12 protein-coding genes are annotated in these 11,302 nt (G+C 71.4%); 1 reads left to right on the forward strand and 11 read right to left on the reverse strand.

Annotation, left to right across the window (positions count from 1 at the left end; genetic code table 11):
• Positions 1 to 79: 79 nt before the first annotated feature.
• The 9 genes from AOK08_RS01855 to AOK08_RS01895 all read right to left on the reverse strand — a co-directional run bounded on the left by AOK08_RS01855 (position 80) and on the right by AOK08_RS01895 (position 7,539).
• Positions 80 to 976, reverse strand: a complete 897-nt coding sequence (locus AOK08_RS01855) for a nucleotide sugar dehydrogenase (protein WP_079053766.1) — start codon at positions 974 to 976, stop codon at positions 80 to 82.
• A 709-nt stretch (positions 977 to 1,685) separates the two neighbouring features.
• The gene (gene amaP, locus AOK08_RS01860; RefSeq protein WP_055522967.1) at positions 1,686 to 2,264 is read right to left on the reverse strand and encodes an alkaline shock response membrane anchor protein AmaP; all 579 of its coding nucleotides are present in this window, start codon (positions 2,262 to 2,264) and stop codon (positions 1,686 to 1,688) included.
• Between the two features lie 6 nt (positions 2,265 to 2,270).
• On the reverse strand, positions 2,271 to 2,975 hold the full coding sequence (locus AOK08_RS01865; RefSeq protein ID WP_055522969.1) for a DUF6286 domain-containing protein: 705 nt from the start codon (positions 2,973 to 2,975) through the stop codon (positions 2,271 to 2,273).
• Positions 2,972 to 3,403, reverse strand: a complete 432-nt coding sequence (locus tag AOK08_RS01870) for a hypothetical protein (RefSeq protein WP_079053767.1) — start codon at positions 3,401 to 3,403, stop codon at positions 2,972 to 2,974. Before AOK08_RS01870 ends, AOK08_RS01865 begins: the two co-directional genes overlap by 4 nt.
• 6 nt (positions 3,404 to 3,409) lie before the next feature.
• On the reverse strand, positions 3,410 to 3,595 hold the full coding sequence (locus tag AOK08_RS01875) for a hypothetical protein (RefSeq protein WP_055522971.1): 186 nt from the start codon (positions 3,593 to 3,595) through the stop codon (positions 3,410 to 3,412).
• A gap of 64 nt (positions 3,596 to 3,659) precedes the next feature.
• Positions 3,660 to 4,160, reverse strand: a complete 501-nt coding sequence (locus AOK08_RS01880) for an Asp23/Gls24 family envelope stress response protein (protein WP_055522973.1) — start codon at positions 4,158 to 4,160, stop codon at positions 3,660 to 3,662.
• A gap of 214 nt (positions 4,161 to 4,374) precedes the next feature.
• Entirely contained in the window at positions 4,375 to 5,196 is an 822-nt protein-coding gene (locus AOK08_RS01885) for an enoyl-CoA hydratase/isomerase family protein (protein WP_055522974.1), read from the reverse strand.
• Between the two features lie 136 nt (positions 5,197 to 5,332).
• Entirely contained in the window at positions 5,333 to 5,554 is a 222-nt protein-coding gene (locus AOK08_RS01890; RefSeq protein WP_006123601.1) for a helix-turn-helix domain-containing protein, read from the reverse strand.
• A gap of 386 nt (positions 5,555 to 5,940) precedes the next feature.
• Positions 5,941 to 7,539, reverse strand: coding sequence for an ABC-F family ATP-binding cassette domain-containing protein (locus AOK08_RS01895; RefSeq protein WP_055522976.1), 1,599 nt, complete (start codon positions 7,537 to 7,539; stop codon positions 5,941 to 5,943).
• A 379-nt stretch (positions 7,540 to 7,918) separates the two neighbouring features.
• Here AOK08_RS01895 and AOK08_RS01900 point away from each other — a divergent pair, with 379 nt between their 5' ends.
• Positions 7,919 to 8,332 (forward strand): VOC family protein, encoded by a 414-nt coding sequence (locus tag AOK08_RS01900; RefSeq protein WP_055522977.1) that lies wholly within the window; start codon positions 7,919 to 7,921, stop codon positions 8,330 to 8,332.
• A gap of 95 nt (positions 8,333 to 8,427) precedes the next feature.
• Here AOK08_RS01900 and AOK08_RS01905 read toward each other — a convergent pair whose 3' ends face one another.
• Together AOK08_RS01905 and AOK08_RS01910 are read right to left on the reverse strand one after the other, a co-directional pair.
• Positions 8,428 to 9,840 carry a DEAD/DEAH box helicase gene (locus tag AOK08_RS01905; RefSeq protein ID WP_198539075.1) on the reverse strand — a complete coding sequence of 471 codons (1,413 nt, stop codon included), beginning with the start codon at positions 9,838 to 9,840 and terminating at the stop codon, positions 8,428 to 8,430.
• 254 nt (positions 9,841 to 10,094) lie between these two features.
• Positions 10,095 to 11,222: an alpha/beta hydrolase family protein gene (locus AOK08_RS01910; RefSeq protein ID WP_055522981.1), complete on the reverse strand. Its 1,128-nt coding sequence runs from the start codon at positions 11,220 to 11,222 to the stop codon at positions 10,095 to 10,097.
• Positions 11,223 to 11,302: the final 80 nt, after the last annotated feature.

The following is an 11,302-nucleotide window of genomic DNA, read 5'->3' on the forward strand; positions in this document are numbered from 1 at the left end:
GGGGGCCTCGGGGCGAGGGGGGAACGCCTGGGCGCCCGGGCCCCAGCGGTTCTGGGAAAGGGTGCGCGCCGGCCCCTCGTTACACGGCGCTGGTGACCGGCGTACCGGACCGTTCGCCGACCGCACCGGCCAACTGGTCGTTCACCTCGACCACTGCCTTGAGCAGTGGCATGTGCAGGCCGATGGAGTCGGCCAGGCCCAGGAAGCCCTGGGTGTCCTTGGGCAGGCAGACACCGCCGTAGGGGGCGCCGCCGCGGATGCCGTACAGCGGGTTGACGGAACCTTCCGCGGACCGTGCCACGGTCTGGGCGATGGGGTCCAGGTCCAGTCCCAGCTCCTGGCTCACGAGCCACATCTCGTTCCAGAAGCTGATCTTCGTGGCGTTGTAGATGTTGTGCGCGCACTTGACCAGTTCGGCCTCGGCCGGGTTCTCGAAGAACCGCAGGTCACCGCCGAACGGCTGGAGCAGCTCGCCGAGCCGTTCCCGGGTTCGCGCGCTGCGGGAGGCGACCACTGTCATCCACGGGTGCCGGAAGTCCTCGACCGCCGAGGCGGCCCGCAGGAACTCCGGGTTGCTCGCGACCGTGAACCCCTCGCCGGTTGTCCTGCCGGAGTGCTTCTCCAGCAAGGGCTGCACCAGGCTCTCCGCCGTGCCCGGCGGAACCGTCGAGCGCACCACCACGATGTGGGACTCGTACGACTCCCGCAGCGACTCGCCCACGGAGGCGGTGCCCGCCTCGAACGCGGAGAGGTCGTAGGCGTGTCCGACGTTGGGCGTCGGCAGCGTGAGGAAGACGAACGAGCTCGGCTCGGCACGCAGATCGAGCCTGCTGTGCGCGTCCAGGCCCTCCGAGCGGAGCACCTCCAGTCGCCGTTCGTCGACGTCGATGAACGTGACCTTGTGGCCTGCGTGGAGGAACCCCTTGCCTGTCGCCGTTCCCACGACGCCTGAGCCCACAACGAAGATTCGAGCCATCTGAAGCTGCCTCCTGTGATGTGTCCATCCGAGCAACACGCAAGGAAAGAGAACCGCCGCTGCGGCCTTGCGCCGGGATAGACGGGCAATTTCCTGGGCGGGTTCCGTCGGCAATGAGGAAGGCGGGACGAGAAGGCTCCCCCGGGAGGGTATTCACCAGGCAATTCACCACCCGAGCCACATCAAATACGCAGGTCAGGGCACGTTTAATAGTTCTTTACCAAAATGAGCAAACCCCAGAGTGCGAGGGCCGGAAGAGGTCGCCCGAGGAAACTGAAAAGCCCGACCGAACAGGCAAAACGGAACAAGTCGGGCCCCAATGGCCGGCGGGAAAACATTCTTTTGAACCCCCTGAAAGCAAATAGAATTCCGGCAGCGCGGGACGCAAAATCCCTTTGGAAATCGCGATGAATCAACCGGGATTTCGAAAGCGTTCCCTCTCGGAGCACCAGGGACGCCGGAGGTGCGTGCTCCACACATCCGGGCGAAGCCGTGGCGCCACATCGGCGCGATCCACGCGGTCCCACCTGCGGGTGCCGAGTCACGGCGACGCCCACATCGGCATGCGGGATGACGCTTCAAAGTCAACCCCCCGGGAAATAACGATCGAGTCGCGAAGTGATCGAGTGGCGCGTCGAATTGCTGCGGACGCCCCGACAACTCTCAAGCCCGGATGGCTTGTTGTTGGGCGTCCGCAGGCCGGTGAGAGCTAGTTGACCCTCTCCGCGCGGTGTTTGACCGCCTTCAGTTCCACCTCGGTCGGCAGTGACGTGAGGCCCGCCGAGTCACGGGCGTTCGTGAGGGCCTCCGCCGTCAGACGGGTCACCGTCTCTCCCGGGGCCGCGTGGGGCCGCAGGACGAGCTGGACCCGAGCCTCCGGGGACATGCGGTGGCCGGTCAGGGTCACCTGGGCGCGTTCCACGCCGTCCAGGCGGGCCGCCTCTCCCGCCACGGCGTTCTCCATGGCCCGGCCCCGAAGCAGGGCGCCCTGCCCGTCGCCCGTGTCGATCAGCACCTCGGTGAGGCGGCGCCGCCGGAGTGTGGCGGCCAGCCACCACAGGGCCAGGAGGACCACGGCGGCCAGGACGGCCAGCACCGTCGGCCACCACCAGCCGGCGTCCCGGAAGTGGGTGCGTTCGGCGTCGCTCAGCAGGACGTCGTGGCGGTCGCCGTGGATCCACCACGCCGGCCACCAGCCCCCCAGGCCCACGCCCAGTACCGAGCCGCCGACGCCGATCAGGACCAGGCCCACGAGGCCCAGCAGTACGCGGTTGACGACCCGTGCCATCCGCCCTCACCCCTTCCGGCCGGGGCGGGCGACCCGCACCGACAGAGCAAGCGGCCGGGACAGGCCGAGGCTCCTGACCGCGTCGGCGAGCACGTGGTCCAGGTCGGCCCGTACGTCGTCGAGTTCGCGGAAGTGGGAGACCGCGCGGACGTCGGCCCTGGTACGGGTCGTCCGGACCCTGACCGTCTGGACGCCGGACACCTCCATGGCCCGGTCGCGCAGCACCATCGCGGCGGCGGCCCGGTGCAGTCCCGCCCGGACATCGGCGTGCGCGCGCCGCATCGGCAGGACACCGCGCAGGCCGGGTGTGACGGCGAGGACGAACAGCCAGGCGCCGAGGAGCACCGCGACACCGGCGCCGACGAGGACCCAGATGTCGTCGAGGGGGCGTTGTGCGAGCTGCCTGGCGAGCGACCGTCGCCAGGCCATCGCGGGGCGGTGGGCGCGTACGGCGGCGATGTCGTAGAGGAACAAGCCCGCGCCGCAGAGGATCAGCAGCGCGAGGACGGCCGCGGGGACCCGGCGCGCCGACCAGAAGCGGCGGCCTCCATGGGCGTCGTCCGCGTGTCCGAGGGTGGGCAGGGGGTCGTAGCCGGAGGCGGACGAGGACCGTCCCGGTCCGTGGGCGCCGGTCGCCGTGTCGTCCGATTTCTCCAGCACCGGCAGTCGTCGGGTGTTCCCGGAGCCGTCGAAGCCCTGGGGCTCGCTCATCGCGTCCTCCCCTGTGCCTTCCCTGGTGCCGCGCCGTGCGGCGGTGCCAGATGCAGCCGCTCGATCTCGACGGCTACCTCCGGCACATCCATTCCCGCCAGTGCGTGTACCCGCGAAGCCACCCGGTCACGCACCGTCGCGCACAGGCCCCCGATATCGGAGGGGTACGGGAGTTCGAGGCTGATGCGGACACGGGCCCTGTCGTGGTGGACGACGACCGTGGCGTGCGGAGGTACCGCGTCCGGGGGCAGCCCGGCCAGCGCCTCACGGGCCGCCCGTGCGGCGATCTTCGCCACGACCCGGTCGGCGATCCGGGTCGCGCCGCGTTCCCCGGGCGGCACGACCGTCGGTGCCCTGCCGGGCGTACGGGGCTGTCCGGACCGCTCGTCACCGGACCGCCGCTCCGCACCGGACTGGTCCTCGGCCACGGGGCGTCACCGCCGTCTGTCGTCGCGCGTGCGGAAGAAGTCCCCCAGGTCCAGGTCTCCCTCCAGGAACCGGCCGACGACGAAGCCGAGGGCGCCCAGGGCCGCCACCAGCAGAAACGCGCCGAAGCCGCCGAAGTACCCGGCGAATCCCAGCGCCATTCCAGCGATCATGCCGATCACGGCGATATTCATGCTGCCCTGCCCTTCCCGGTCCCTTCCCGGTTCCGCCCCGGTACTTCCCGATGCCCCGAATCCGTCACTGCAGCCGCGGCTCGGGTTCCTCTTCCTCTTCCTCGGGCAGCTTGACGTCCGTCACCGCGATGTTGACCTCGACGACTTCCAGTCCGGTCATACGTTCGACAGTGGCGATGACGTTCTCCCGCACGGCCCGGGCGACCTCGCCGATCGAGAAGCCGTACTCGACGACGATCTCCAGGTCCAGGGCGGTCTGCACCTCGCCGACCTCGGCCTTCACTCCGCGGGAGACGGACTTCGAGGTGCCGCCCGGCACCCGGTCACGGACCGCGCCGAAGGTCCGGGACAGGCCACTGCCCATGGCGTGCACACCGGGGACGTCACGGGCGGCGAGCCCTGCGATCTTCTCGACGACTCCGTCGGCGATCGTGGTGCGCCCCCGGTCGGCCGGGTCACCCCCGCCGCGCTTGGTGACGTTCGGTTTCCGGGACTGGGCGGACTGCGGGGCGGCGCCCTGGTCGTCGGGCTGCTCGGGCCGGTTCCGCCGGGTCATGTCGGTCATCGCCGTACCTCCCTGCCGGTCGTCCCCCACGACCCACAGTAGGTGCGGACGCGCGGACGCGCGCCGGGGATGCGGCAGGCAGGCGACAGGGGGACACCCGTGCGATGCGGGTGCGGTACAAGTGCGGTGCAGGTGTGGGCCGACGGCCCGAGCGGCACCGGAGGGTGCTGAGGGCGCGCCCTCCGGTGTCGCGGTCGGTCGCGGTGAGTCGCGGTCAGTCGCCGACGCCTGCCAGGTCCCGCAGTCGGCGGGCCTGGGACGCGCGCTCGGCGGTGCGCTGTTCGTCGTACGTCCGGCCGTGGGCGCCGCGCAGCAGCGCCTTCGTCTCGACGAGGGCGTCCCGGGGCGCGGCGAGCAGCGCGGCGGTCAGGTCGCGCACGGCGTCGTCGAGCAACTCGGCCGGTACGGCGGTGTTGGCGAGGCCCGTGTTCACGGCCTCCTCGGCGCCGACGAAGCGGCCGGTCGCGCAGATCTCCAGCGCGCGGGCGTAGCCGACGAGGCCGACGAGCGGGTGAGTGCCCGTCAGGTCGGGGACGAGGCCGAGGCTGGTCTCGCGCATCGCGAACTGCACGTCGTCGGCGACGACGCGCAGGTCACAGGCGAGCGCCAGCTGGAAGCCGGCGCCGACGGCGTGGCCCTGGACGGCGGCGACAGACACGAGGTCACTGCGCCGCCACCAGGTGAAGCCCTCCTGATACCCGGCGATGGCCGCGTCGAGCGTGGCGTCGTCACTGCGTGCGAGGTCGATGAAAGACGGCTCGCCGTCGAACCCCTCGGGCGTGAACGCCTGCCGGTCGAGCCCGGCGGAGAACGACTTGCCCTCGGCGCGCAGCACGACGACACGCACGGTGCCCGGCAGCAGCCGACCGGCCTCGGCCAGCGCCCGCCACAGAGCGGGGCTCTGCGCGTTGCGCTTGGCCGGGTTGGTCAGCGTCACCGTGGCGACCGTGTCGTCGACGGTGAGCCGTACGCCGTCCTTGTCGAGTGCGGAAACTTCGGGACCTTGACCAACAACGTCCTGGTCGAACGAAGCCATGGGGCGCCTCCGATGAGTGCGGTCGGATCAGGTGCGTACCCCAAGTGGGACACACCTAAGTGACTGCACAGTAACCACCCGCCCGGTCAGCCGACCGACCGGGTGGTCACCATCGAAGCCGACGAGTCGCCGGGGATCAGGCCGAAGCGGCCTTCTTGCCCCGTGTCGCCCCGCCCCGGCCACGGAGCGTGACGCCCGACTCGCTGAGCATCCGGTGTACGAAGCCATACGAGCGACCGGTTTCTTCGGCCAGCGCTCGAATGCTCGCACCGGAGTCGTACTTCTTCTTCAGGTCTGCCGCGAGCTTGTCGCGCGCGGCGCCGGTTACCCGGCTGCCCTTCTTCAGAGTCTCGGCCACCCGTGCCTCCTCGTGGGAAGTGCGCTCTGGTCCTCTCATGATCACCCCTCAAGCGCCTCATGGCCACCCATTCGGCAAGGTCCGTGCGACAAGGTTTTGACGACGGGAGCGCGTCCCCACAAGCGGAATTAGTGGTTCCATAGTCGGCTGTCCGTACGGCCGAACGAGTCGCTCCGTGAAATGCCTGGTCAGGAACGTGCGACGGCCGGGCCCTTGTCGATGAAGGGCCCGGCCGTGAAATGGATGTAGGACACACCTCGATATGAGGAGATCTCACTCAGATGATGGATCACCGATCGGCCGAATGATCCAGACGAAGTGGATCAGCGATTCGATCAAGTGCTCCGGCCGTCGGGAGCGACCGTCGGCCGGGGCCGGACGACCGGTCAGGCGAGGGCCACCAGGTCCGCGTAGTCGGCTCCCCACAGGTCCTCGACCCCGTCCGGCAGCAGGATGATCCGCTCCGGCTGGAGCGCGTGCACAGCGCCCTCGTCGTGGGTGACGAGGACGACGGCGCCCTTGTACGTGCGCAGCGCGCCGAGGATCTCCTCGCGGCTGGCCGGGTCGAGGTTGTTCGTCGGCTCGTCGAGCAGGAGCACGTTCGCGGAGGAGACCACGAGGGTCGCGAGCGCGAGGCGCGTCTTCTCGCCGCCGGAGAGGACCCCGGCGGGCTTGTCGACGTCGTCGCCGGAGAACAGGAACGAGCCGAGCGTCTTGCGGACCTCGACCAGGTCCAGGTCGGGGTTGGCGGAACGCATGTTCTCCAGGACCGAGCGCTCGGGGTCGAGGGTCTCGTGCTCCTGCGCGTAGTACCCGAGCTTGAGTCCGTGGCCCTTCACGACCTCGCCGGTGTCGGGCGTCTCCACTCCGCCGAGGAGGCGCAGGAGGGTCGTCTTGCCGGCGCCGTTGAGGCCGAGGATGACGACCCTGGAACCCTTGTCGATGGCCAGGTCGACGTCGGTGAAGATCTCCAGGGAGCCGTACGACTTCGACAGGCCCTCGGCCATCAGCGGGGTCTTGCCGCAGGGGGCGGGCTCCGGGAAACGCAGCTTGGCGACCTTGTCGGAGACACGCACCGCGTCGAGCCCGGCGAGGAGCCGGTCGGCGCGCTTGGCCATGTTCTGCGCGGCGACCGTCTTGGTGGCCTTGGCGCGCATCTTGTCGGCCTGCGCGTTCAGCGCGGCGGCCTTCTTCTCGGCGTTCTGGCGCTCGCGCTTGCGGCGCTTCTCGTCGGCCTCGCGCTGCTGCTGGTAGAGCTTCCAGCCCATGTTGTAGACGTCGATCTGGGCCCGGTTGGCGTCCAGGTAGAACACCTTGTTGACGACCGTCTCGACCAGTTCGACGTCGTGGGAGATCACGATGAAGCCGCCGCGGTAGGTCTTCAGGTAGTCGCGCAGCCAGGCGATGGAGTCCGCGTCGAGGTGGTTGGTCGGCTCGTCGAGCAGCAGGGTGTCCGCGTCCGAGAACAGGATGCGGGCCAGCTCGATACGGCGGCGCTGACCGCCGGAGAGCGTGTGCAGGGGCTGGGCGAGCACCCGGTCGGGCAGGTTGAGCGCGGCGGCGATGGTGGCGGCCTCGGCCTCGGCGGAGTAGCCGCCCTTGGTGAGGAACTCCGTCTCCTGGCGCTCGTACTGCCGCATGGCCTTCTCGCGGGTGGCGCCCGAGCCGTTGGCGATGCGCTGTTCGTTCTCGCGCATCTTGCGGATCAGGACGTCGAGTCCGCGCGCGGAGAGGATGCGGTCGGTCGCCAGTACGTCCAGGTCGCCGGTGCGGGGGTCCTGGGGGAGGTAGCCGACCTCGCCGGAGCGGGCGATCTGGCCCGCGGCGGGGATGCCCTCGCCCGCGAGGACCTTGGTGAGGGTCGTCTTGCCGGCGCCGTTGCGGCCGACGAGGCCGATGCGGTCGCCCTTGGTGATGCGGAAGGTGGCGGACTCGATGAGGACACGGGCGCCGGCGCGCAGCTCGATACCGGAGGCGGAGATCACGGACAGACTCCAGGGCGGGGTGTGGGCGGGGTGGGCGGCTGAGGACGTTCCCGCCGTCTAATGCGCGAGGAGACAGGCCATGGGGGCAGTCTAACGGGGTCGTGCAAGCACTTTCTCTGCGCTCGGGTGTTCGGCACGGGTCGCCCGTTCGGCCCTGCGTCCGGCGTCGCAGCTCAGGCGGCGTACGGGGACGACGTCACGCGGTTCCACGGCGGTTGCGGTCCCGGCACCTCCGGGGAAGGGGTGCCGGGCTGCTCGCCGGGGCGTTGTCAGTGGTCGGTGCAAGACTTGGCGCAGGCCGGTTCTTTCAGCTTTCAGTTTCCTGTTTCCGGCTACGGGCTACCGGTCTCCGGCAGGGGGACCCGAGGGAGTGATGGGCATGGCAGGCACGGGCGGCGGACGTCCCAGCGTCTATCCGACACTGGTGTACGCGGACGCGAAAGCGGCGATCCGGCAGCTCACGGAGGCGTTCGGCTTCACCGAGGCGTCGGTGTACGAGGGGGAGGACGGCTCGGTGATGCACGCCGAGCTGGTGCAGGGCAACGGCGCGGTGATGCTCGGCTCGAAGGGCCGCGGCGGCGTCTTCGACACGGCGATGAAGGACGCGGGCCCCTGCGGGGTGTACGTCGTCGTGGACGACGTCGACGCACACCACCAGCAGGCCGTGGAACACGGCGCGGAGATCCTGATGCCCCCGACCGACCAGGACTACGGCTCGCGCGACTACATGGCACGCGACATCGAGGGCAACATCTGGAGCTTCGGCACGTACACGCCGGAGATACAGGCCTGAGTCAAGTTCGGGCCTGAGTCAGGTTCGGGCCTGAGTAGGGTTCAGGCCTGAGCCTCTCCCCCTGACCTTCTCTCTCCGCGCCGGAGAGCCGGCTGCTAGCTGCCTCCGGTGTGCACCCGGAAGGCGGCCCGGCGGACGGCCTTGGCGAGGGCCGGGTCGGGGTGGGCGGCGGCGAGGGCGACCAGGACCTGGACGGTGCGGGGGTGGCCGACCGCGCTGACCTCGTCGAGGAGCGCGGGGATGGTGGGCTGCACCGCGGACTCCAGATGCCGTACGAGCAGCGGCGCCTCGCCGTGGTCGGCGACGGCGGCGGCGGTGTCGACCCACATCCAGGTGGCCTCCTCGCGGGTGAGCACCTCGTGGGCGTCCTCGGGGTCGATCCCGTCGTGCTCGGCCAGCCAGAGCAGGGCGTAGGGCCGCAGCGGGTTCTTCTCCGCCACGGCGCGCACGTCGGGCTCGGCGGGGCCGCCGACCACGCGCAGCGCCTCGAAGGCGAGTCCGCGCAGCAGGGCGTCCTCGCCGCGGGCGGCGTCGAGGAGTTCGGCGACGGCGCTGCCGACGGGGCGGGCGGCGAGCCAGGCCCGGTATTCGGCGCGGGCCGCGTTGGGGCGCAGTTGGGAGCAGCCGCGGAGCATGTCCTCGGCGTTCTGCTCGATGTTGCCGGCCGGGCTCTGCGCGGCGACACAGATCTGCTCCAGCTTGACCCACACCGCCCAGCTGCCGAGCGGGGTGAGCGTGGCGTGGCCGTCGCCGTAGGTGAGGGCGCCGACGGAGGCCAGGGCGTGCAGCGCCCAGTCGAGGAGGGGGGCGAGCGGGGTGTCGGCGGCGGGTGGCGCCTCGGACTGCTGCGGCAGCGGCTCGGGCTGGGGGCCGTACGGGATCTCGCAGCGCTCGGTGCGCAGTTCCGTGACCCGTTGCTCCAGGAGGTCCAGGAGCTGCTCCATGGGGACGGGCCCCGCGGACAGCTGGAGGAAGGAGAGCACCTGGGGCATCGCGGAGACGACCTCGGCGACGGCGGCGGGCTCGTGGTCCGCGGCCTCCGGGTGGGCGATCGACCAGGCGTCGAAGAGGGCGACCCAGCCGCGCAGTACGGCGCTGTCGTCGCGGTTCCAGGCGCGCAGCCGCCAGCCGGGGCGCGCGACGTCGCCGTGCACCTCGACGAGTCCGGCGAGCCGGGCGGTGTCCCAGTCGTGGCGGACCTGGTCCGGGGTCAGCCCCAGTTCGGCGGCGGCCCGTTCGGCGGTCGCGTCGGACAGGGTTCCCCTGCCGTCGGAGGACCCGCCGTCGTGGCCGGGCCGGAGTGAGGGGTCGGCCCAGCGGGCGACGCGGGCGGCGCCGGCCAGCCCGGAGCGGGCCATTCTGGCCAGTTCCGCCGGGGCGGGTGTGCCCTCGGGCGGACGCGGGGCGGGGCGGCGCGAGCGCCGCTGGTTCATCGCTCGTGGGGCGGCGGCCAGGGGTCGCGGGCGGACAAGTCGAAGCCTGGAGTCGCGCGGGATACGGGACGTCACGGGTGCAGTCTTCCGGTTGACGGTCCGAAAACCCAAACGGAATGTCACGGCGGGCCACAGGGCTGGCCAACGGAGGCGGTTCGGGCAAGGGTCCAGGGGGGTGTTCAAGCCAGTGGTCCAGACTTAAACGGAAGGGGAGGCATGGTCCGGCGACAGGTGGGCAGGGGGCTTCGGACCTGGCGTTTCGCCCGGCTGGGCACTGCCGGGACAGCCGAGGCGGAGCGGCCGGGTTCCCGCGTGACCGGGGGTGTCGTCTACATCAGCGGGGTGAGGAAGCGGCGCAGGATTTCCTCGTAGGTCGCCGGGTCCGCGTTCCACATCGCGCCGTGCGGGGCGTCCCGGACCTGGTGCAGGGTGATCAGGTCGGGCCGGCCGGCCGCGAGGCGGCGGGACGGGGTCCAGGGGGCGATCGTGTCGGCGGGGCCGTGGAAGATCAGGACCGGGACGGTGAGCCGGGCGGGGTCGGCGGCCCGGTCGATGCGGTCGCCGTGCAGACCGGTGCGGCCCTGGGCGGCGCGCACGGCCAGCGGGAGCAGCGGGCCCGGGGTGCGGCGGGCGGTGGCGAGGGCGCGCAGCGTGGTCTCCCAGTTGAGCACCGGCGAGTCCAGTACCAGCCCGGAGACCCGGGCGCGCAGCGCGGAGTGGGCGGCGGCCCGCAGGGCCATGGTGGCGCCGGTGGACCAGCCGTACAGGACGACGTGCTCGGCGCCGTGGCTCAGTGCGTACCGCATCGCCGCGTCGAGGTCACGCCACTCGGTCTCGCCGAGGTGGCACAGGCCGTCCTGGGGCCGGGGCGCTCCGGCATCGCCCCGGTAGGCGAGGTCGAGGACCGGGAACTGGTGGCCGTGCAGGAAGGGCAGGACGTTGAGGGGGTGCTCGCGGGTGGTGCCGAGGCCGTGCACGGTGATCACCCAGGTGGTGCGGGCGCCGGGCACGAACCAGGCGGGCAGCGCGCCGAGTTCACCGGGGATCCCGATGTCGCGGTGGTCGAGGCCGAGCGCGGTGCCGGGGTCGCCGACGTGCACGTTGGGGGTGAGCCAGACCCTGTCGCGGGTTGCCAGGGTGCCGTGGGTGACGCGTTCGAGGCGGCGTACGACGGTGTCGGCGGAGTGGGCCGCGTGGTTCAGGACGGGGCCGACGACGGCGTGGGTCCCGTCACCGGCGAGGCCGTAGGTGCCGGGGCGCTGGGAGGCCAGGGCGCGGGTGAGTACGACCCGGCCGGCGGCGGTGGCGTGCACGGTGAGCCGGGGCTCGGAGGGCAGCGGCCTGCCCGGGGGCGCCTTGAGGGCGGCGTCGCTGGCGTAGCGGCCGGCGGCGACACTGGCGGCGCCGGCTGCCAGGGCTGCGGTGACGGCAGCGGCCGTCGCGGTGACTGGACGCACGGACCCAGTCTCGTTGCGGAGCGCTCCGACGGCCAGCGGGAGGACGGGGCGGGAGTGCGGCCCCTCCCCCGCCGCACCCG

This window comes from Streptomyces graminilatus (assembly GCF_001418565.1).
GTDB classification, from domain to species: domain Bacteria; phylum Actinomycetota; class Actinomycetes; order Streptomycetales; family Streptomycetaceae; genus Streptomyces; species Streptomyces graminilatus.